We start from the raw sequence: 23,665 nt of genomic DNA on the forward strand, positions 1-23,665 counted from the left end.
GCTGCTTAAAATAATGCAGCTGGGCCTTTCGATTTTTTTATTCATCGTGCTCAGTAAAGACAATTTCATAGACATTAGATACCACTTCAAAGGAGTGTATACGGTCATTAAAGTTATAAGTGCAAAGGGCCTGGATCGTGTCAGAAAACACATATTCATCCCGTTCCCGCGCAGGTCTAAAGAGTGGAAACACTTGCACATGAAGTGTGTAGATTATTTGGACTAATTCCCCAGGCTGAATATCTGTAATTTGCACGGTCTGCTGCTCCATCTCAAGCACGGTTAGCTCACGTTTATGATCAGACCACTGAATAGAGCCATTTAGAATGGTAGACACACCTGGAGCAGGTAAGGGCAGCAACAAATCTGCTTTCGTATTTCCTGAATTCCGAATAGTTATCTCAAATAGAATATCGTCACCTGGCTCCACATATTTCGGTGATGTGAGAACATGAAGCAGTATGCGCGGAGCATAGAAAAAAACAGGAGTAAGAGCTAGCGTTGTCAGTTGAACCGACCTTCCATCATTGATTCGAAATGTGTATGTCAGCCGTGAACGGTTAACCCATTCTTCAGTAGGAACAATGGAGTTAGGGATCACAGAAACTTTCGATTCAAAAGTGATATATATGCTGGAGTGTGGAATTAAAGTGCCTAAAGGAAGTCCCGTCGCTAAAGAAACCTCAGGTCGTAGAATCCCGTTTACTTTTACTGTACCCGGAACCAGGTTGAGCTCTGGGGCTTGAAGTAAGTCATAGACTGCCTCTACGGGAATCTCTCCTTCATTTTGGATAAGTACTTCATAAGTAACTGTATCCTCATAGGTTACTTGAACAGGCGTTATCTTTACGGAAATTGTTAATACCGGTAACAAATAAGAGATAGACACCGGGTTTGAACGAATTGTAATTTCTTCTCCCTGATTGAGATAAAGTAACGTTGCAACACTCGTAAGAGGAGTCGAAGTTGTCCTTTTCTCTATTCTCACCTGATACGATATTTGGGTCGTTGAGTTTGCAGCAACAACAGGTATTGTAATACCTGCGAATGGATCAAGATCAGGAGCGAGGAGACCATCAATCACCACACTGCCCGGAACAAATGCCACCTCGTCATCCGACAATAAGGTGCTAACTACGGCATTTCTGATATCTTCTCTTCCTGTATTCGTGATTTGTATAAAAAAAGTAATGATATCTCCCTCAAAAGTCTGATTCGTATTGGCATAATAGTAAATGGATAATTGAGAGGGAGATACGAATAAGGTGACAGGATTAGAGATGAGCTCTTTTGTAATGAGACGACCATCCATCGCTTGGAATGTAAAGCTTGCTGTGGCCACGTTGGTAAGAGTTAAAGAATCAGGAATGCTGCTTATAATGATCTGGAACTGAATCGTAACTTTCTGGTTGATCGGCAAGATCCCAATTTGCAGACCCTCTTGCGGATTGGCGCCTGGTACAGGAACACCATCTTTCAAGAGGCTGTTGGGAATAAAGGAGGTGCCCTCCGGAAGTGTATCGATTAGCGTAACTTCCGCAGGGGCATTCCCTGTATTCTCTATTTCAAGCTGATACATAACGATGCTGTCGAGTGTCACTTGTTCCATAGAGGCACTTTTTTTGAGTGTGAGAATAGCACCTGTTAGCGGTATAGATACCATATTGGAATAAGACACACCTTCAAAACGGCCTGATGCAAAACGGACAGAAGATTGATTGTTTACTACATAATTCCTTCTATTCTGCGAATTCATATCGTAACGACCTGTACTTGGAATGTAATTGTTGAGAAAGCTCCCTCCTGAATGGTCCCAACCGTAACTCCAGTATTTGGATTGGCGTTAGGTCTAACGTTTCCATCCACAATTACACTTTCAGGAACAAATTCAGTACCGGCAGGTACGGGGTCTACCATAACGACATTCTCCACTTCTACGATTCCGTTATTGGTAATAACTACGGTATAAGTGATGGTATCGCCAACAACAGCATCTCCTGTGGAGGTCGTCTTTACAACCGTTACATTTGGTGATGAGACAGGAATCACGAGCGGGTTAGAACTAAAATTGCCGCCGAGCAATCGACCATCAGGGGGTGCGTAAGTAAATGTTCCAAATGCTTGATTGATCAGTTGTTGTAATTCTGGAAGCGTGTCAACGATGATCTGTAAAGTTACGGTGATATTGATATTCGATCCGGGAGCTACACTACCAACAGGAATCCCTGTTTCCGGATTCACCCCGGGCTGAGGAACTCCATTGATGAGTACACTATTTGGAACCAAAACGGCTCCATCAGGTAAGTCATCCGTTAAAGTTACAATTCCCGGTAAATTGCCTGTGTTCGTCAAATTTAAGAAATAGGTTACGGTATCGCCTACGGTCACGTTTGACGAGTCGGCTGTTTTGAGTAATTGAAAAATGGGCTGGTAGATCGGGATGCTCACTGTGTTGGAATAGGAAGCACCTGTAAAAGCACCGGAGGTAAAACTGACGGATGAACGGTTTTGAATGGTGTAAGGAGCACTTGGCAGCGTATTCACTCTCACGTCAAAAGTTACGGTCATTGCATTCCCTGGTGCAATCGTGCCTAGATTAATCCCGCCCGCTGGGTTTGCGTCTATTCGGGAATTTCCATCAACGGTAACACTTCCGGGTACAAAAGTACTTTCAGCTGCTAAAATATCGGACAATACAGCATTATTCACATTCGCAATTCCGTTATTCGTAACAATGACACGATACGTATAGGTGTCACCAACGACTGCGGTTGCTACAGAGGCTGATTTCACGAGTGTAATATTTGGGGAGGAAACAGGTATTTGCAATAAATTACTGGCAAAAGAACCATTCAGTGTTCTACCATCAGGCAACGTATAAGTGAAGGTTGTAGTCGCTTGATTACTTAATTGTTGACTGACCGGTAACGTATTAATGACGACGGAGAACAAAACGGTGGCTGTAGATGATATAACACCGACGGACATACCTGTTGCAGGATTTGCTCCGGGAACTGGAGCGCCATTCACAATGACACTGTTCGGAATAAGTGTTGTACCTTCAGGAATGAGATCGGTTAGAACGACGCTGCCGCCATAATTACCTGTATTCGTATACGTAATCGAATAAACTACGGTATCTCCGACCGTTGCATTAATGGTATTTGCTGTTTTAACAGCTGACAAAATAGGGCTGTATACCGGCGTGCTCACGGTATTTGAGAATGTACTGCCTGAAAATGTACCCGAAGTAAAGGTTACGATTGCGCGATTTTCAATTTGCGACAAAGAGGTCGTAGGTATTGAGTTGATACGATATTGAAAAGTAACGTTGACCGTAGACCCTGGAGTTATACTTCCGATTGTCACTCCTGTAGAAGGATTGGCGGTGGGGCGCTGGGTTCCGTCTACATATACGCTTCCGCTGACAAAGGAGGTTGCTGCGGGAAGCGCATCGGTAATGATCACATTATTCACGGTCTCGATTCCACTGTTTCCAATGGTTACGGTATACGTATTGACGTCCCCAACAGTAAGTGCCGTTAATGAAGATATTTTAACTGCTGTCACATTAGGAGCAGAAACAGTAACTATAGACACGTTAGAAGACACATTTCCGCCGAGCGTTCTACCTGATGGCAATGTATAAGAGTAACTGACAAAGGATTGATTACTCAAGAACTGCGGACTCGGAAGCGTATCGATGACGACAGAAAAGGTAATTGTACTGGAGGTCCCTGGGGTAATACTACTCGATACAATGCCTAGAGAAGGGTCGGATCCAGGTGATGGAAGTCCGTTGATTAATACACTATTTGGAACAAAAGAGGTGCCAGCAGGGATCGTATCTGTTAGATTGATGCTTGCACCAAAATTACCTGTGTTACTTACCGTAATACTGTAAGTGAGTGTATCACCAACAGTAGCATTGATTTTGCTTGCAGATTTGACAGCTGTAAGAACGGGGTTATATACAGGAATGATTGGTGCATTAGAGAAGGTTGTACCTGCAAACACTCCAGATGTAAAACTCACAGATGCGGAACTACTGATTTCAGGTGGAGTTGGTACGGAATCAACCCTTACATTATATGTGACTGTAGCAGAAGCTGAGGCTGCAATTCCGCCTAAACTAATCCCACCCGTTGGATTAGCAGTTGGATTCGGACCGCCATTAATTGTGACGCTACCAGGAATGAATGACGTCCCTGTTATTGGATCTGACAAAAGCACATTTTGCACATCTTCAATACCAAGATTAGTAACCGTTACGGTAAACGTGATAATATCACCTACGGAAACATCAGCAAGTGAACTTGTTTTGGTAACGAGTACATTTGGTGAGGATACAGGGAAACTAACCGTGTTGGATAAAGCGGTTCCTGTTAATGTCCGATTATCAGGAGTGGTAAACGTAAAGGTAGACGAAGCTTGATTCGTAATGAACTGTGGTGATGGAAGCGATGTAATCGTAACGGAAAAAGAGAGGACTGAAGTTGCACCGGCTGCAATTATTCCTGTACTGACTCCATCAATGATGGAAACGCCAGGTATGGAAATTCCATTAACAAGAACACTGTTTGGAGTAAAGGTAGTTCCTGCAGGGATGGTATCTGAAACGATAAGTGCAGCGGGTAGATTTCCAGAGTTTGCAGCCGTTATTGTATATACCACAGTATCGCCTACGGTTGCATTGTTTGTATCCGCTGTTTTGGTGAGTGAAATTTGCGGTTGAGTGATTGGAATCTGTGTTTGATTTGATGTTGATGTGCCTGAAAAAACACCTGATGTAAAACTAACCGTTGATTGGTTATTAATCTGTGAAGGTACAGCCATGGTTACATTCACCTCAAATGTAACGACAGCACTTGCCCCTGGGGCTAGACTGCCGATTGGAATGCCGGTTAGAGGCGATCGATTTGGAGCAAGGACTCCACCGATCAGCACACTCCCGGGTACAAAAGAAACGTTCTGCGGTAATCCATCGCTGAGTATGACATTGGTGATCGAAGAGGGACCACGATTAGTAATCGTGGTAGTGTAGGTAACTCTATCACCTACTACAGCTAAAGCGGTAGAAGTGGTTGTGACCACCGATACATTTGGAGCAGATACCTGAATTACAACACTGTTAGATGTAGTGCTTCCAGACAGTACACGGCCAGAAGGAGTTTGATAATAGTACAAAGCAGTTGCCTGATTCAGGATTTTCTGCGAGGCAGGCAGTGAATTTATCGTTACGAGGAAAGTAACAACGGTCATTCCACCTGCAGGTACATCCGAAATCAAAAAACCACTCACTGGGTTGGCGCCTGGAGCAGGCACACCTCCAATTACCACACTATTGGTCACAAAGCTGACTTCGGGAGGTAATACATCACTCAATGTTAGAGAGCTAACTGTATTACCCGAATTGCTGATTTGAATCGTATAAGTCAGTGTGTCTCCAGCTGTAGCCAGCGTTGTATTCGTACTTTTCACAAGGGAAATCGCAGCGTTATAGACAGGAATCGTCACTGTATTTGATGTGGAGGAGCCCGTGAATGATCCGCTTGTAAATGCAGCAGTAGCTTGATTTGCAATCGCTCCAGAAGCAGGTAAAGAAATGACTTTTAGCTGATAAGTTATCAAGGCAGAGGATTGAGCCCCAAGTGGACCAATCGCAATCCCGCTAGAGGGTACTGCGGTACTTGCAGCAACTCCATTAATACGAACTGAACTGGTTACAAAGGAGGTGCCTTCGGGCGTGAGATCAGCTAAAATAATGGAGCTGACGGTTCCAGATCCGGTGTTACTTACTGTAATACTGTAAGTGATGATATCATCTATCGCGGCTTCAGTCGTATTTGCTATTTTATCCAAACTAATATTGGGGGCTGACACAGGGATGGATACGGTATTAGAAGTAAGAAAACCACTTTGTGTGCGGCCACTAGGTAATGTATATACGTAATTGATCGTTGCCGTATTCGTGATGGTTTGCGGCGTTGGCAAAGAAATGACCTCAAGCTGGAAAGTGACCGTGCTTGTGACATTCACACCAAGCGTGCCAATGGAGAATCCAAGTGCAGGATTTGCTGTAGGAATTGGTACCCCATTTAGTGTCACACTTCCTGTAACAAAGCTTGTTCCAGGTGGTATGTTGTCTGTAATTTGAACTTGAGCTCCTATGTTTCCTGTATTCGTAAGCTGTAGTGTAACTTCAAGTAGATTACCAATGGCAGTACTTGTAGCGTTAAAGCTTTTTAAGGCGGAAATATTAGGCGCGTATATAGGCGTAGAAACAATATTAGATACAACGTTTCCTGTAAAACTGCCTGAACCATATGAGATACTCGATTGATTCGAAATCTGACTTGTCGAAGGGACTGAAGTTACAAGCGCTTGAAAAGATACAGTAGTTGTTCTCCCGCTCTGCAAGCTTCCTATGGAAATACTATTGGCGGGATTTGCATTAGGTCGAATAACACCATCCACAGTAAAACTTCCCGCAATAAAGTTTGTGCCTGCGGGGCTGGCATCTGTGAAAACGATATTTTGTAGAGTGGTCAGACCATTGTTTGTAATAACGGAAGTATATGTGATCGTTTCTCCTACGGATGTATCTGTTACATTTGCTGTTTTTATAACGCTCACATTCGGCGTGGTTACTGGGATCGATAAGGTGTTAGATAAGGCAGACCCACTGATTGTTCTTCCATCAGGTGGCTGAAACGTATAAGAAATACTTCCTTGATTAACTAGAGTGGGCGGTGCAGGGAGTGAGTTAACAAGAACTTGGAAAGTAACGTTTGTTGTACTGCCGAGAGCTAGAGCACCTATATTCACACCAGTAGCAGGATTTGCTCCGGAAATCACTGTTCCATTCACTCGAAAGCTGCCAGGAACAAATGTTGTACCCGCAGGAATGACATCGCGATAATTTACAGCGGCTCCTATATTTCCCGTGTTAGCTATGGTTGCCGTATAAGTCACCGTATCTCCTACCGTGGCATTTGTTGTGTCTGCTGACTTAACTATAGTGAATAGTGGATCATAAACTGGTATCGATAAGTTATTGGAGGGGATGACACCTGATATCGTCGCGCCTCCGGCAACACTCTGGAAAGTAAATGCAGTATTAGCGGAACTAGAGATGGTCTGGTTGGTTGGAATAGAGCTGACTGTGGCTCTGTATGTAATGGTTACTGAACTGCCCAAGTTCAACGTTCCGATGGGTACACCGCTAAGTATATCGTAGGTTGGTCTTGATGTTCCTCCAACAACCACACTTCCAGGTACGAAGGTAATGCCAGAAGGAAGGACATCCGTTAATACGACACTTGCAGCATTAGCTGTTCCGGTATTCGATACAACAACGGTGTAGGTATAGGTGTCTCCTAAGACTAACCCTGTTGCAGAAGCACTTTTGACGACATTAATAGAAGGAGAATTGATATTGATCTGAATGGCATTCGCGTTAATAATGTACACATCACCGGAAGTGGTGAGGTTCAGTACTGCAGAAGACTGATTATTGATTAGTCTTGCCGAAATATCAACATTTGTAATATCCCAGCCCTGTCTGCCGCCTATGATATTCGTTCCAGGTGCACCATTTGTTTGATTTAATGTTCCGAATGTCCCTGTTGTATTAATAAGTCCAGCATCATTGTTAATTTGGGATGCGAAGAAATTATTAGCAAAGTTATTTGGCCCTGATAGAGAAACAAGTGTAGCAGAAGTCGGTCCAAACTGGGCAGAGTCTCCCGTCCGGTTGGCATCTCCTTCCTGTGCACTGAATAAAGCGCGACCCCCAAGCGGTCCTGAAGTTGGAGTTGCAAATCCAGTTATCGTTGTAGCATTGGATGCACTTACTAGAATACCGCCTGCTCTTAGCGACATGTTCCGGAATGGGAGTGAGGAGTTGTTATATATGACGGCTAGGGTCCAGCCTGCATGGTTAGCTGTACTGTCTCCGGTGATAATGATCGTTCCTACCACACTTCCCGTAGTATATGTCCCGGCACCCGCTTGCTGTACAAGCGGCGTTACATTGGCAGATCTAACATAGGCCTGCGCACCATTTCCGAGATCAAATGCATTGTATGTGGTGGGATCGGGAATAACGCTGTTTGTTCCCGTTGGTGTAATAAAAGTCACGGGGTTATTAATTGCGCTCGACAAATTAACCGAACCATTAATATAAGAACCGCCCCAGATGAGTTCCGCATAGAGAACCGTACTTCCTGTTGGCATCACCAGATTAGCAGAAGAGCTATTGTTTACATAATTATTCGTGGTTCCCAGGGGGAAAGTCCCAAATCTTGAAGTTGTGTTTGTCGTTATAAAAGCACCGATGCTGTCTAAATCTCCTGGAACACCTTGGACAGCAGATCGGCTTAAGCCTAGTGTATTCCCTGTAAATGTGATCCCGCCGGTAGCGTTAAAGGTTGCCCTTAGAACCAGAGGAATGAGAGACACCCCCTTGGAGTAGAAATATAAGGTTATGATATGAAATAAAATTCATTTCATAATACCTATTAATAACGAAAAAAATGCTGTTACACTTAAGATATGTTAGGTATACTAAAATATTGTCAGTTTTGTACCAGCATTATCCAGTTTTGAATTTTAACCTTCACTTCATGTACAATGGAATAGAGTTAGAAGTTTTATGAAAAGCCATATGATGAAGTATAATTGCCCTGAGAGTAAGGAAGGATGAGTTAGCTTATGAACGAGTTAGTCAATCATCAGAATCAAATGGAACAAGTGAAGAGAATTAAAAATGAAATCACCCGATTTATTATGGTTTATAAATTTGCACTTGATGAGATCGAGACCAAAATTGATATTCTGAAAGAGGAATTTGAATCTTTTCATGATTACAGTCCGATTGAACATACGAAGTCTAGATTGAAATCTCCGGAAAGTATTTTGAAAAAATTACACCGTAAGGGACTTCCCATTTCAGTGAAGAATGTGAAAGAACATATTAAAGACATTGCGGGTCTCCGAATTACCTGCTCTTTTATTTCAGATATATACAAAGTTAGTGAGATGATGCAAAAACAAAGCGATCTTAAAGTGCTTGGCGTGAAAGACTACATTGAACATCCCAAACCAAATGGATATAAAAGTTTGCATTTGATCGTGGAAGTACCTGTGTTTCTATCGGATGGGGTAGAGCATGTATGTGTAGAGATTCAGATTCGGACGATTGCGATGGACTTTTGGGCCAGTCTGGAACACAAGATTTTTTACAAGTACAAAAAAGATGTTCCAGAGTCTCTGCTCAAGGAACTCAAAAGCGCTGCTGACACGGCGAACAGCCTGGATCTGAAAATGGAGCGATTACACCACGATATTAAAGAGATTAAAGATGCAGAAGAACAAAGCAATCAGGAAGATCTTCGTAAAATTGTCATTCGTGATCAACAGTTTATGCTTCCTTCCGCATTTCTTGAAATTATTGATCAGGCAACGGATTCTTTCCGTAAAGATCAAAAGTAACTTAGAGAATTAGTAAATGTACTATTTATTCTTATACTAAAAAGGCTGTCCCTGTAGAGTTAACTACAATAGGGCAGCCTTCTTTATTTATTTCTTATTTCATTTATTTTTCCGGACTTTTCTAATGACAACAAAGAGCATAACACCAAGGAGGAGAAGACTAGCAATGGCAGTGATGATGATATTCTGAATATTAGGTGTGTTCACTGAGAGTTCTAGATGGTTAGCGGATAAAGGTTCTACATGCCAGGTCATTGTTTTGCCGTCCGCAGTCACTGTATCTGCATTACTTGATTCTGGTTTGATCGGCAAAGTTAACTTGAAATCCAGTTCAACATCTTTTAATAATAAATTGCGCACGAAGTTAGGGATCGCTGTTAAATGTTCAGTCCATGTATTGTCAGGAATCGCAGACATGAGATCCGCATCGACAGTAATCTTGTGTTTTGTGAAAAAGAAACCTTGCTCTGTGACGGTAGAGTAAGAGATGCTTTCAGGAAGTTCTTGTTTGCTGTCCTCTCCACTGATCTTCACTTCCTTAGAAGCAGAAATCTCACTTGTACCTTCGAATTGCCCGTTCTTAGTCACAAAACCATTGTCTTCAAAAGCTTTCTCAATGGACTGAACAAGCTCCTTTTGTCCTATGAATTTTACATTGCGATTCTGAACCTGCAGGTTGAAATTCACGTCTGCCGTGCCATCTGTATGGACGGTTACATGTGCTTCTCCCTTGGCACAGGCGGAGAGAAGGAATAGGAGCAACAGGGACATAATAAGGGTAAGTAAACACTTGTTTTTTCGGTTCTTCATGGTTAGTTAGATCAGCCTTTCTACTATGTAATGAGAGTGAAATAAGGACAGCTTATAAAATTAGATCACAAAATATAAAACATATGATGCAAGGCCCAGTCATATACATATAACGGGAAACGTAAATGCAAGCCATCAACATAAGGCCAAGCGAATGGGAGAGGATCTGGTACTGAAGGAGCATCCTTATGTGCAGGAGGCGAATCGCATGAGTGCAGAATTGCTCATCCAACTGCTAGTGCTCATCTTGATGATTATTCAGCTCAGTTCCCGTAAGTCGTAAGGCAAACTCAAAAAGCAAAGAAGAGAGGAGGACCGGTATCCGGTCGCTCCTCTCTTCTTTGTACCCTCTATTTAGAGGGTACAAACGATGATTGACTACATAATAAATACGAGATAGATAACTGCTGCAAGAATAATGCGATAAATCGCAAATGGAACCAATTTCACTCGATTAATCAGTTTCAGGAAGAAACGGATCGAGATGAGGGCAAAGATAAATGCAGAAATGAACCCTGCAATAAAATAAGGAAGTGCATCCATTGTGAAATACTCCCAGTTTTTTAGGAGAGACAAGAAACTTGCACCACACATAACGGGAACGGCCATAATGAAAGTAAAGTCAGCCGCTGCCCGGTGACTCATGCCAAGAAGGACACCGCCAGAAATCGTAGAGCCGGAGCGTGAGAATCCAGGCCACAAAGATAAACACTGTATAAGTCCGATCGAAAATGCTTGGCGATAGGTCATTTGGTCCACGGTTTCTACCTTCGGTTGTTTGGGAGCAAAGTAGTCAGCAGCAATCATAAAGAAAGCACCAATGACTAGTCCGATGAGTACCGTGTTAATGGAGAATAGATGCTCATCAATATAATCTTCAAAAAGCACGCCGAGGACAGCGGCAGGAATGAGCCCTACAATAACCTGGGACAATTTCAGTCGATTATGACCAGGTCCTTCTGGAATCGCAGGTTTCTTCTTACCGAACAGTCGATCGAGTCCGAGCAAGTTAATAAAACGATCTTTGAATACCACGACCACAGCAAGAATGGAACCTAATTGAATGACTACCTTAAAAGTGTTTGCCACATATTGAGTTAGAAATTCTTTTGAATTCAGCCACATGTCATCAACAATGATCATATGTCCCGTAGATGAAACCGGGGCAAACTCGGTTAATCCTTCCACCATTCCAAGAATAATGGTTTTTAGTAAATCTATAAAATTCATGTTGATGTCACTTCTCCTTTATAAAGGGTGCTTCTATTATTTAGCTTTTTTGTTGCGTCTGAAAAACCAGATCAGGAAGGCAATACCTGCTATTGCGATAATCGCATAAGCGAAATTAGAGTATACACCGATGAAATCAGTGATTTCATGCCAGTTGCTGCCGAGGGTAGCTCCGACCAGAACCAGAATTGTATTCCAGATTAAGGTACCGATTGTGGTATACACCAGGAATAATCCGAATTTCATATTGGACATACCAGCTGGAATAGAGATCAGACTTCGTACCAGCGGGATCATACGACAAAAGAGCACGGTCCAATATCCGTATTTATCAAACCAGGCATCTGCTTTGCGGATATCTTCTTTCTTGATACGCAGAATATGTCCCCAACGATCTACGATCTTCTCCAAGCGCTCCACATCAAGTAAGAGACCTACACCGTAAAGAATAACTGCACCAACGACAGAACCAATCGTAGCAGCAACGATAACCCAAAATACGGTGAGGGACGTGTAGGTGGTCATAAATCCGCCAAAGGGGAGTACGATCTCTGATGGAATCGGCGGAAAGACGTTCTCAAGTGCAATAATGAGAGCAATACCAATGTAACCAAACTGCTCCATAAAACTAGTAATCCAGTTCTCCAAGGTCTACCTCCTAAAATCTTGTTAAAGTGATTTTTTTAAATTTCGTAAGTAATGAAAACGAATAAAAAAGAAATACAGCACCTGGGCAAGTACAAAACACAAAAGCACAACTCCCATTTTAGATGCTATGGATAAGTAGAACAAGCTTTGCAGTGCAATAAATGCAAAAATGCTGTGGATGACTGCCACCACGGTAGGCACAAAAAACAAAAATGCAAGCTGGCCGGTTACACAGTTTCGAAATTCTCTGGGAGTGAGGCCCATTTTCATCAATGTTAAATACTGTCTTCGATCATAATCCAGATCAGCATAGAGCCGGAAGTATAAGAAACTTCCTGCAGCAATGAAGAAAATAGCGGCAAGCAGCATCGCGATAAATAGAAGAATACGATACATACTTTCTCTGAGAATAAACAGCGTACCGCTGACCGACATCGCATAGGTTTCTCCTGCGTCATAACGTGTTCGTCCATGATCAACAAGCACATCTGCTAAAAAAGCGGTCTGCTCAAAATGCTCTACATAAAAACCGGTGTACACATCGACTCGAACAGGGTTGACAATCTGCGCGAATAACTCATCGTGAATAACGAGCGCTTCAAAGCTATCATCGAAGTCTGCGAGCAGATTATCAGGGATAATCACGTGCTTGGTGTAGCCTGTTTCTCGAATCGTTACTTCAGGCTCAAGCAGAGTATACTCTTTGCGCTCTTTCAGTCTGATTTTGCTCTTGTCATTCTGTGAACTGATGAGAACGTAAGCTTCATTATAGCCCGGAGACTCCTCTGACCATTCATACCCGGCGAGCTGAACTACCTGTTTATAATCTGAAAAAGAGATCAGGGGCAGTTCGAAAGAGAATACCTGGTTGTCCTCATCCGGATGAATCGCCGCGTATTTTATCGGAATTCGATCCTTTTTGTAGGGGATATTACGGTCTTTGAGCTCTGATGTAATACGTGATAAATGGGCGTCTTCTGATGAATTACCTTCTTTGGATACATAGCCGACAGCAGCAGGATAATCCTCCAGAAAAAGCTCAGTTACCACATTAATAGAAGCAAATACACCCAGCGAACAAAAAGAGATCGTTGAAACCATCGTCACCATAAAGAATAGTTTTGCGTGTTCTTTCATCCGCAAGGAAAGCCCAGAGAACATGATTAAATGGGTTCGTCTGAGAGAAAGCTTTTGGTTTCTTTTTATCCATTGAAGAATGATCACACTAAAATGAGAGTAGAACAGATACGTTCCAACCATCGTAATCATCACTACCGGAATTACCCGGTTATATATGCTGTTCGTATCCGACCCGGCTGCTAGTGTATATCCTGTACCGAGTAAAATCAAGCTTAGTAAAGCAAGCCCCCGTGAACCTTCCGGTTTTGTTTTATTTTTAGCCGCTGCTTGAAAAAGATCAATGAGTTTCGCTATACGTACGATTCTCGAAGTATAAGCAGAAATCAGCAGAAATAAGAACACAAAAGCAAAAAGGGTCAGCATGAGTGGTTGCCATGATAAATAGAACGGAAGAGAGCTAATCTCAAGTGCCCTGGCACTGGCGAGAAAAAACAATTTGGCAAACAGTGCCCCAGCTGCTGTACCCGCCATGGTTGCAGACAAACCGATGATCATATTTTCGAGGAATATGACTTTTCCGAGCTGAGCAAGGGTCATCCCATGCATTAACAGGATTCCGAACTCTTTTTTGCGAGAAGTTAAAAAAGAGCGTACAGAATACAGTACAAACAAGAAGGAAAACAGAAACACCATACATTCTGCCAAAACGAAAGCCTGTACGGCAAGTTCTGAACTTAATCCGCGCCTGATATCAGGATGGTAAATCAGCAATGCATTAATAAAAAATACCATTACTGAGAAAGCACTGCTTAAAAAATAAGCAGCATAGGTTCGTTTATTACGAACCACATTCTTAAAGGCGAGCTGTCGTAAGGTCATATCGATCTCCACCTAGTAAAGCTAACATATCCACGATTTTTTGGAAGAAAGCTTGTCTGTTTTCGCCTCGGTATATTTCATTGTATAACTTTCCGTCCTTGATGAAAATCACTCGCTGACAATAGCTGGCAGCCATTACATCATGGGTAACCATTAGAATCGTGGCATGCTCTTGTTCATTCATTTGCTGCAGCATCATCATGACATCTTTAGACGACTTGGAATCGAGGTTCCCGGTCGGCTCGTCAGCCAGGACAATGGACGGGTTATGAATCATCGCTCTCGCAATCGCGGTACGCTGTCTTTGTCCACCTGAAATTTCATGAATCATGCGGTGACGGATGGGCTCAATTCCCAGGGTCTGAATAACCTCCTCTAGCCGAGAATTCATTGTAGAGAGCGGAATGTTATCAAGGGTTAATGGCAAGACGACATTCTCTTCCACGGTAAGGGAGTCCAGCAGGTTGAAATCTTGAAAAACAAAGCCGAGTTCACGCCTGCGGAAAAGCGCCATTTCTTTTGCATTCATCAGATACGGATTGTTACCTCTAATCTTAATGTCTCCGGAAGAAGGAGGGTCGATCGTAGCAATGGCATTCAGTAATGTTGTTTTTCCACTCCCCGATGGCCCCATAATGCCTACGAAATCACCGTCTTTTACCTGGAATCGAATGTTGTCGAGTACTTTATTCTCGATGGAACCTTCATATATTTTTGATACATTTCTTACTTCAAGAAGCGACACTTCACTTTTGCCACCCTTCTCCTGACCTTATTTATTATAATAAGTTCTGCTATGAACTTACCAGCCTGCATTCTTACAGTTAACTTACAGATTTGTAAGACTAGAAAATGAGACGGATACAAGTGCCTTCGCCTTGTACGGATTCAATCATAATTTTGTGACCCAGTTTCTCACAGACCTCTTTTACAAGATAGAGACCCATGCCCGTCGATTCAGGTACGGTTCGTCCGTTTTCCCCCGTAAAAAAAGGATCAAAAACTCGCTCTATATCGTGTTTTGGAATGCCAATCCCTTGGTCTTTCACTTCAAGAATGGTGTGTTGTTCCTGCTCATAACTGTCAAAATACACTTTTCCATTCGTTCGGCGGCTGTATTTCACACTATTCGTAAGCAGCTGAGTGATGATAAATGTAAGCCATTTTTCATCAGATACAATCTTGAGGTCACTCGGTATTTGAATCACAGGGAATACATGATTTCGTATGAACAGTCTCTTCTGATCGGAGGTAATGGTTCTTACGAGAGACCGCAGAGATATCGTTTCAATATGCAGATCATGTTCAAAAGAATCCAGCCTTGCGGCATATAGCACCATATCAAGACCTTTTCGCATCCGATCTAACTCATCCTCCATTCCATGTGACAACTCATCATCTCGTTCTTGATTTAATAGATGCATCACAGATAGAGGGGTCTTCATCTGATGAACCCATTGATTGATAAAATAGATATGCTGGTCCAGCTGTTCCTTCACGCTTAATAGCTCTGTTTTTTGTTTTCGCTCTTGATGAAGTAACAACTTATGAAGGCTTTCGGCCAGCGGCGCATGTTCAGACCTATAGGTTAGTTCATCAGGGACTGCCTTAGGTCTGGCAAGTCGTTCGTAAAAATGCCGATGCGTATAGTATCGATAGATCAAATAAGTGATCAGTAGACTTGTACTAAGCAGGATCGCATATAGGGTAAGGGAAGAATCACGCATCCCCCCAAGCCAGTAGACGAATGAAATGAGCGCGAGCTGGAGCATATAAATAAATAGTAATGGCACTTGTTCTCTTAAAAACAGCAAGATCCCTTTTTTCATATCTTCTCTTCCAGTTCTGAACGCAGTCTATAGCCTAAGCCGCGAATCGTTTCTACGGCATCTGTCAGCCCTAAAGAACTTAGCTTCTTTCGAACTCGGGTAATGTAGACATTGAGCGTATTATCATCAACAAAAGTATGTTCATCCCAAATCTTTTCAAGCAACCGGTCCCTGGATACCACTTGGCCCGGTTTTTTCATGAATTCGTCCATAATCTTTGCCTCAGTATGACTAAGGTCGAGCCGCTCCTCTTGATAAAATAAAGCGAGTCGTTCCATATTCAGCGTAAGACCAGCCACTGTTATTGACCGATCCTGTTCACGGGATGAATACGAGCCGAATGCTCGGCGAAGGTGGCTGTTTACCTTGGCAATGACAATATCATAGTCAAAAGGTTTGGTTAGATAGTCATCCGCTCCGTTTTCAAGAGCCATAACTTGATCCATTTTACTTTCTCTCGCGGATATAAATACAATCGGGCAAGTGGAGCGATTCCGAATTTGTCTGCACCAGTAGTATCCATCATAACGAGGGAGATTCACATCCAGCAGGACAAGATGGGGCTGAAAAACTTCAAAATCTTCCATAACGGTATCAAAGCGGGAGACGGCGAAAGTATCAAAACCAAATTTATGTAATCGTTTCTCAAGCAAGGTGACTAACGTTCTGTCATCCTCCACGATGAATATTTTAAACATGCTTATTCTCCTTCAGAGCAATGTAATCTACTTGATTGTATCAAATTTTGTGGAATGAAGAAAAAATACAGGTGAATCTTAAATATACTTGCTGTGCTCGTGGATAACATGATTGCTAATATGTGGCAGTGTAATGGTTGTTATCTTTACACTATTATTAATATGGATATATTACACTATCATTACCGACTTATGCTGAATCAACTATGGGTTATTGGTAAGAGGGCAGATGTCCTGAGCGGCATAATATCAAATAGCATAGGCAATCTTAGGGAGAACAAAACAACGATTCATTATGTAGTTCTGATGTATGTGAGGTAAATATGGAGAAAATAATACTTAAAAAATTAGGGTTCACTTTTGTGGTTTTATCTATGTTCATATTCACATCGTTTGCGGGAATTATATTTTTCACAGAAAGTAAGATCACATTTCAGGAACTTGATGAGATGATTCAACAAATCGAAGTTTCATATAAGAAAAGCGAGATAAGGAATATACCGACTTTATATGAGCAAACCGTATTTGTTATCGATGGGAATACAGGCAAGATCATGGATATAAGTCAAAATAATGAGCAAGAAATAAATATAGATGATGCGGAATCTACAGAAGAATATGTATCGATCCTGAGTAACAGTAACAATGGAAAACTTATTAAAATCAATGGAACGAAGAAGTTTCTTAAAACGAAAAATGCAGATAAGTTGATCCTTGGCGCCTATGTGGAGGCAGCCACGGTATACAGGACGATGCTAATACAACTTACTTACTTTTTGGCAGGTATGTTGGCTGTCCTTATCAGTGTCATCATGATTGTGAGGTATTATCTTAGACGATATGTCTTACAAGATATTTCATCCATTGAATCGAGTATTAAAGAGTTAATGGCTGGAAATACGGATATTACTTTTGAAACAAAATACAATACAGAATTTCGGCAGATCACAGCGGTACTAAATGACTTGAAAGATAGTTATAAAACGAAAAGAGAAAGAATGTCGAGAATGATTTCTGCCATCGGCAGCCATGTGGCCGTATTTGAGTGTCTATATTCCATAAACCAGAATTTCTTCTCTGATAATACACCTTCTATCTTAGGGATGGATGATAAAGAGTGGGAAGAGATAACAAAGACACCTAAAGGGTTTGAAAAATATCTTACTTCATTGATATCTGATTCAGATGAAGACATTTTAAAGCTAGAAAACGATCGATATATCAGAATTATATCCTTTCATAAGGAAAATGAGTTTTACGGGATGATCATGGATAAAACCGAGGATATGAAATTGAAAATGAAAATAGAGCAAGAACTTCATGCTGCACAAGAAGGTGCTGAAATGGATCCTTTAACTCTGCTTAGCAACAGAGCAGGACTAGAAAAGAAAGTGAAAACGTCATTAGAAAATGAACCAGGACAAGGAACGATGCTTATTTTTGATCTGGATAACTTTAAATTGGTGAATGATCAGCTAGGACATCCGGAAGGAGATATCGTATTAAAGAAATTTGCAGGTTGTTTGAAATCATATTTTAGAAAAAACGACATTGTCGCGAGAATGGGCGGAGATGAATTTGTTGTTTTTATTCATTCGAATATCGCTGCAGATATTTTATCAGATAAACTTGTGGCTCTATTAGTTACGATCAGGCAGGAATTAAGCAGCTATTATGATCGTTATGGGTTTTCAACGAGTATCGGAGTTGCCTATGTAGATCGGAGTATAAATAGTTATGATGATCTTTATAAATGTGCAGATGCTGGACTATATATCGCAAAAAGGATGGGTAAAAACAGATTTTATATTAACAAAGATCGTAGTCAATAGGATGAATTCTAATAAATCGTGAGGACTTCATGACATATGAATGTGAAAAAGGTCACAGTAAGAATTTGTCACCTAATTTATAATAATTTACAAATCATTAACTTAGAAAGTAAAAGAATAACTTAAGCACTACGAATAGATTTATACGAAAAGTAATTAGATGTTATAGAGGGAGCAGATCTCTCAGAGCTCGAAAAAAAGTTTAACTAGCAGGATGATATCATACACCTAGAGTGCTGATCTCTTAAGGGAAGAGCTCAGCACAGATCTAATGATTAACTTACCTTTACATGGATTTTGAAATTTATAATAAGTAAAATGTTGAGATTGCGGGAGGCTGAAGAGCCTCCTTTTTATTTTCTCTAATTTTTGCCATAAATCATGTTTGTGTGGTATTCACTTCATCATAGCTGTAGTAGAATGAGATGAGCATATAACGAACAAAAGGGAGAGAAAAGCAGATTGGAGCAGGATATAGAACAATTATGGAGTAATCAATCTGCGGAGCAGTGGAAGAGACGTAAGAGGGAACTTGCCGCTTGGATTGAACGTCCTAAACCTCAGAATTGGCAAAAAAAACTATTGCTTTTTGATGATATAGAAGTCGATGCTTCCATCTATCCGGCTCTCATGGCTCTAAAAGCGCTTGATTTCAAAACAGAGTATTCATGTGCGGGCGTGAGTATTTTGGATGAACCAGAGGACCATTCTTTATATGCGTATGTTACTTTAATGGAAGGTCCGAATACGGATCAATTTGTGGAGTATGCAATGCAGCGGATGGGATATCGTTTATTAGTTACTTATGAAGGTCTCAAACATCGTTATGACTTATCCTCATTTTATATCTCACAAAATCGTTCTTTTTGTTATGGGCTTGAACTTTGCGCAAAAGAATTCTCTAATCAAATGATGAAGACGTAACTTTTTGTATGCATATTGTGTTCCTTCTATAAGAGAGGAAGTGATTGAATGCGTAAACGTTCTGCATGGATCGCTATAGTAACGGTTGCAGTTTCTATGTTTTTTACGGGATGTACGAGGGAAGAACAGTCCACACAGGCTACAATCGCTAATAAAGTGCAGCCTGCATATGAAAAAACGTTTAAGGATCTGCAACTTGGAGAGGCGCATTTTTATAGAGCATTTATCCCGGATGGAGCAGAGAAATGGGTTCATTTTGGAATTGATACCTATATTGGCGGGGAGCTTCAGGAAGAGACTCAAGAATTATCTACAGGTAATTTTATAGAAAGTGAAGATGACAAGTATGATCTTGGGCTGGTATTAATGAATCATGGAGAAAAGATACTCGCTCAGTTTAATGTAGATGGAACAAGTACAAGTATGTATGAATTACCTAAAGCAAAATTGGAGGAAGGACAGGGGCTCTCCACTTCGTGGGAGGAGGCATTGCCAGAAGATGAGGATGTTCCGCTGATGGAAGGTGAAAAACGAATCTTAGGTGCTTATTTAATGAATACAAATGGGCGGATCATGTACCATGATTTATCTGATGCTGGGCAGCTAAAGCAGGCGATTCGGGAGAATCAGATCATGCACATTTTGTATATGACATTAGAGACTGTGGATAAAATACCGCAATAGCAATGGAAAAAGTGGAAAGACAATAAGCAGTTGAGAAAGGTGAGATGAGTTGAGATGAGTAGAGCAGAGGGGAAGTTAGATTTAAGTCGTGTTGTATTTATTGGAAGAACATTTGACGAGTACATGTTAATGTTCAACCTTACTCAAGAGGAATTACGTGGACGAAAGATTCTTGACTGTCCTGCAGGTGCTTGTTCTTTTACTGCAATTGCAAATACAACAGGTGCAGATGTTACGGCAACAGACATTGCATATTATCATCCTTTTGAACAACTTGCCCAAAAAGGATTCGATGATATCGAGCATGCGATGTTAAACATGGAAAAGGCACAAAGTAATTATGTATGGGATTATTTTAAGTCAGTAGAAGAATTGAAAAAACATAGAATACAAGCATTAACTGATTGTTCAAGTGATATGAAAGAATCCCCCAATCGTTATATTCCTGCTAATTTACCTGTATTGCCATTCAAAGATAATGAATTTGAATTAACTCTCTCCGCACATTTCCTGTTTATGTACGCCGATCGGTTTGATTATGAATTCCATTTACAATCCATACAGGAGTTACTGCGTGTTACAAGTGAGGAAGTACGTATATTCCCCTTAATTGACTTATCTAGCAATAGATACGAACATTTAGAAAAGCTAGTGGATGTCGTACAAAGCCAAGGTTACGTTACAAAAGAAATCAAGGTGCCATATGAATTTCAGAAGGGCGCGAGTAGTATGTTAGTAATTAAGAAGGTTTAAAGGTCATTTTGAATACGTTAAATAATTGAGAGAGAAGGAATGATATGTACAAACCGGCAGTGAAATATTCCGTTATTTCTTCTTCTGACTTACATTCGATGATTAATGAACTTTATAACCTTGGAAATATAGTAGAGTGTAGATTTCTTTGTAATGGATTAAATGATACGTATTTAATAACCACCCACGAAAGCAAATATATATTACGTATATACAAGACGAATTGGCGAAATAAGAACGACATTGATTTTGAAATCGAGCTATTAGGATACTTGATATCCAAAGGAATTCCAGTTTCTCATTCGATACCAAAGAAGGATGGTAATTATATTACTGAGATTGAGGCGCCTGAGGGACAACGTTTCGCTGTTCTCTTTACCTATGCGGAAGGTGACTTCTTGGATAATAAGGAGAGCGCGTTGTTATATGGAGAACAAGTAGCTAAGATGCATTTGGCAATGGATACTTTTGAGTGTAATCATAATCGGTTTTCTATTGATTTAGATCATTTGCTGACGAATCCCATTCATTCAATAAAGTCCGTTTTTTCAGACAGACCCGAAGATATAGCGTATCTGGAATCATTGGCATTGCTTTTACAAAAACGGGTAGAATATATTTCACATGGTTTAGAGTGGGGAGTATGTCACGGGGATCTTCATGGGTGGAATGTACACTTTCATAATGATACTTTAACTCATTTTGATTTTGACTGCGGGGGTTATGGATGGAGGGCATATGATCTTTCCGTGTTTCTTTGGTCAAGAGTACGAGGGCGTACAAAAGAACATTTTAAGAACGAATCTTGGAGCGTTTTTTTGGAATCGTATCTTAAAATCAAACCGTTATCGGATATCGACCTAGCATCGATTGCGACCTTCGTAGCAATTAGGGAAATATGGTTAATGGGACTTCATACAGGGAATTCAGAAGTTTGGGGAGCAAACAATTACGGTGACCACTTTAGCGGGAATTTGAAGTTTTTAAAAGAGTGGTGTGAAGAGAACAATTTAAACTAGTAACTACTTCTTTTATGGTTTTAGTTATAAAAAGTCTGATAGGAGAATGAGGGATTGTCGGTTATAAAACGGGGCAATATAGCTTAATTAAAATTAGAAGGCAGCTGATCCTCGTGATCTGCTGCCTTTGTTAGACTAGCGGGCAGGATAGCTTAATGATTTCTTGAATACTTACATATGGAATTATATAAACTTCGTCGTTATACATAACAATTCCCTAATATCTATATTAGGAGGAAAAATAATGATAGAGTTAAGAAAAATTACATTTGGTAACTTCAATGAATGTATCAGTCTTAGGGTAGAAGAAGATCAACAAAAATTCCTTGTCTCAAATATATATACGCTCGCCGAATTATATGTAGTTAAAACAAATAATAGTAGTTTTATTCCGATGCCGTATGCTGTTTATCATAATGATACGATGGTTGGTTTTATAACAATGTCATATGTAATTTCACAAAAGAATCAGAACAAAAATTACTATGACATTTATAGATTTATGATAGATAAAGAATATCAACAAAATGGATATGGTAAAGAAGCAATAGTAAGGGCAATTGAATTGATTAAGACTTTCCCGCATGGTGATGCTTCGAAAATAGTAATTGTCTATGGAGAGGAAAACAAGATAGCAAAGAAACTTTATACGTCACTTGGTTTTATAGAAAATGGTGAGAGAGACGACGATGGGGATATCCTTGCGGAGTATATCCTTTGAATATTAATTAATAACAATAAGGAACTTGCGTTGGCTAGACATAAATTGAATTTTATTCTACTTAGAAAGGACAACACTTTTCGATGATAATACATAGTAATGACTACAGAAACCATGATGGGTACCGAGGAAGCTTCAATCGACTTTCCAAGCTAGTATTTGGTATTGAGTTCGAAGCATGGTACCAAAAAGGAGCCTGGGACGACCGTTATATTTGCCATTCATTTGTTGCCGATGACGAGGTAATTGCGAATGTTTCAGTAAGCAAAATGAGCTTGGTCATTAATGGTGAATGCAAACAGGCTCTTCAAATCGGAACTGTAATGACTCATCCTGAGCATCGGGGTAAGGGATTGTCAAAACAACTAATGGAGCATGTATTGGATACATACGAAGACACATGCGACTTGTTTTTCTTATTTGCGAACAGAACCGTACTCGAGTTTTATCCCAAGTTTGGATTTGCTACCTTCCCTGAACACCAATTTCACTTAAATACACCTGATGAACCCCAAGCTAATCTAATATCACTGGATAAACTGGATGTTTCCACGAAAGAGCATTGGAATTTAATTAAACAGAAGCTTAGTTCTCGTAGACCAATTTCAAAACATTTTGGTGTTACTAACACCGAAGGGTTATTTCAATTTTACGCTTTAAACGTTTTTCCCGAATGCCTTTATTATTCGCACACTGACGATGCGATCATAGTTATTGAGCATGAAGACGATTTGATGCATTTGTATGATATTGTTAGCGACAAAGAGGTAGACATTGAAGCGTTGGTTTCACGGATTACAACGAAACAAACAAGGCGGATCCGGTTCCACTTCACCCCAGATCAAATTATTGATAAAGTATATACAGAACCCTTCGGCAAGCATGAGGATGTCTTGTTTATAAAATCGCTTTCTGATTTAGGAAAGCTACCTGCATTTTGTATACCTAAATTGGCTCATGCGTAGTGCTAAACTAACGTAGAAACGATAGTTCAAGAAGAAAAATAAGCAACCGATCATTAGACCGGTTGCTTTTTCTTTAAGCTTTTGGGCAGGTTAGTTCA

General features: G+C 40.7%; 18 protein-coding genes. 9 read left to right on the plus strand and 9 right to left on the minus strand.

The window, feature by feature from the left end:
* Window positions 1-37: 37 nt before the first annotated feature.
* A complete protein-coding gene (locus PV403_RS20365; protein WP_332085822.1) occupies window positions 38-1,756 on the minus strand; it encodes a DUF11 domain-containing protein in 1,719 nt (572 codons plus the stop codon).
* Window positions 1,753-8,463 carry a DUF7507 domain-containing protein gene (locus PV403_RS20370; protein WP_332085823.1) on the minus strand — a complete coding sequence of 2,237 codons (6,711 nt, stop codon included), beginning with the start codon at window positions 8,461-8,463 and terminating at the stop codon, window positions 1,753-1,755. The genes PV403_RS20365 and PV403_RS20370 overlap by 4 nt, the downstream gene beginning before the upstream one ends.
* Before the next feature lie 252 nt (window positions 8,464-8,715).
* On the opposite strand from PV403_RS20370, the gene PV403_RS20375 reads away from it, so the two are divergent.
* Window positions 8,716-9,495, plus strand: a complete 780-nt coding sequence (locus PV403_RS20375) for a GTP pyrophosphokinase (RefSeq protein ID WP_332085824.1) — start codon at window positions 8,716-8,718, stop codon at window positions 9,493-9,495.
* Between the two features lie 99 nt (window positions 9,496-9,594).
* Here the strand turns inward: PV403_RS20375 and PV403_RS20380 are convergent, their stop codons facing one another.
* Window positions 9,595-10,305, minus strand: coding sequence for a DUF3153 domain-containing protein (locus PV403_RS20380; RefSeq protein ID WP_332085825.1), 711 nt, complete (start codon window positions 10,303-10,305; stop codon window positions 9,595-9,597).
* A gap of 154 nt (window positions 10,306-10,459) precedes the next feature.
* Between PV403_RS20380 and PV403_RS20385 the strand changes: the two genes are divergently transcribed.
* Window positions 10,460-10,588 (plus strand): hypothetical protein, encoded by a 129-nt coding sequence (locus PV403_RS20385; RefSeq protein WP_283771318.1) that lies wholly within the window; start codon window positions 10,460-10,462, stop codon window positions 10,586-10,588.
* Window positions 10,589-10,683: 95 nt separating this feature from the next.
* Here the strand turns inward: PV403_RS20385 and PV403_RS20390 are convergent, their stop codons facing one another.
* The 6 genes from PV403_RS20390 to PV403_RS20415 all read right to left on the minus strand — a co-directional run bounded on the left by PV403_RS20390 (window position 10,684) and on the right by PV403_RS20415 (window position 16,669).
* Entirely contained in the window at window positions 10,684-11,535 is an 852-nt protein-coding gene (locus tag PV403_RS20390; protein ID WP_213535476.1) for an undecaprenyl-diphosphate phosphatase, read from the minus strand.
* 36 nt (window positions 11,536-11,571) lie between these two features.
* Window positions 11,572-12,183 (minus strand): DedA family protein, encoded by a 612-nt coding sequence (locus PV403_RS20395; RefSeq protein WP_213535475.1) that lies wholly within the window; start codon window positions 12,181-12,183, stop codon window positions 11,572-11,574.
* A 21-nt stretch (window positions 12,184-12,204) separates the two neighbouring features.
* Window positions 12,205-14,142 (minus strand): ABC transporter permease, encoded by a 1,938-nt coding sequence (locus tag PV403_RS20400; protein ID WP_213535474.1) that lies wholly within the window; start codon window positions 14,140-14,142, stop codon window positions 12,205-12,207.
* Entirely contained in the window at window positions 14,117-14,887 is a 771-nt protein-coding gene (locus PV403_RS20405; protein WP_213535473.1) for an ABC transporter ATP-binding protein, read from the minus strand. The genes PV403_RS20400 and PV403_RS20405 overlap by 26 nt, the downstream gene beginning before the upstream one ends.
* A 100-nt stretch (window positions 14,888-14,987) precedes the next feature.
* Window positions 14,988-15,971 (minus strand): sensor histidine kinase, encoded by a 984-nt coding sequence (locus tag PV403_RS20410; RefSeq protein ID WP_332085827.1) that lies wholly within the window; start codon window positions 15,969-15,971, stop codon window positions 14,988-14,990.
* Window positions 15,968-16,669: a response regulator transcription factor gene (locus PV403_RS20415; protein WP_332085829.1), complete on the minus strand. Its 702-nt coding sequence runs from the start codon at window positions 16,667-16,669 to the stop codon at window positions 15,968-15,970. Before PV403_RS20415 ends, PV403_RS20410 begins: the two co-directional genes overlap by 4 nt.
* 449 nt (window positions 16,670-17,118) lie before the next feature.
* Between PV403_RS20415 and PV403_RS20420 the strand changes: the two genes are divergently transcribed.
* The 7 genes from PV403_RS20420 (at window position 17,119) to PV403_RS20450 (ending at window position 23,567) form a co-directional block, all read left to right on the plus strand.
* Complete coding sequence (locus PV403_RS20420; protein ID WP_332085830.1) at window positions 17,119-18,501, plus strand: sensor domain-containing diguanylate cyclase; 1,383 nt, start codon at window positions 17,119-17,121, stop codon at window positions 18,499-18,501.
* A 462-nt stretch (window positions 18,502-18,963) separates the two neighbouring features.
* Window positions 18,964-19,425 (plus strand): hypothetical protein, encoded by a 462-nt coding sequence (locus tag PV403_RS20425; protein ID WP_332085831.1) that lies wholly within the window; start codon window positions 18,964-18,966, stop codon window positions 19,423-19,425.
* Window positions 19,426-19,473: 48 nt separating this feature from the next.
* Entirely contained in the window at window positions 19,474-20,109 is a 636-nt protein-coding gene (locus PV403_RS20430; RefSeq protein WP_332085833.1) for a hypothetical protein, read from the plus strand.
* A 54-nt stretch (window positions 20,110-20,163) separates the two neighbouring features.
* Window positions 20,164-20,862, plus strand: a complete 699-nt coding sequence (locus PV403_RS20435) for an SAM-dependent methyltransferase (RefSeq protein ID WP_332085834.1) — start codon at window positions 20,164-20,166, stop codon at window positions 20,860-20,862.
* 44 nt (window positions 20,863-20,906) lie between these two features.
* Window positions 20,907-21,881 (plus strand): phosphotransferase enzyme family protein, encoded by a 975-nt coding sequence (locus PV403_RS20440; RefSeq protein ID WP_332085836.1) that lies wholly within the window; start codon window positions 20,907-20,909, stop codon window positions 21,879-21,881.
* A gap of 244 nt (window positions 21,882-22,125) precedes the next feature.
* The gene (locus PV403_RS20445) at window positions 22,126-22,602 is read left to right on the plus strand and encodes a GNAT family N-acetyltransferase (RefSeq protein WP_332085838.1); all 477 of its coding nucleotides are present in this window, start codon (window positions 22,126-22,128) and stop codon (window positions 22,600-22,602) included.
* Between the two features lie 83 nt (window positions 22,603-22,685).
* Complete coding sequence (locus tag PV403_RS20450) at window positions 22,686-23,567, plus strand: GNAT family N-acetyltransferase (RefSeq protein WP_332085839.1); 882 nt, start codon at window positions 22,686-22,688, stop codon at window positions 23,565-23,567.
* Window positions 23,568-23,665: the final 98 nt, after the last annotated feature.

This window comes from Paenibacillus sp. GYB006, from assembly GCF_036577645.1.
GTDB lineage: Bacteria > Bacillota > Bacilli > Paenibacillales > Paenibacillaceae > Paenibacillus.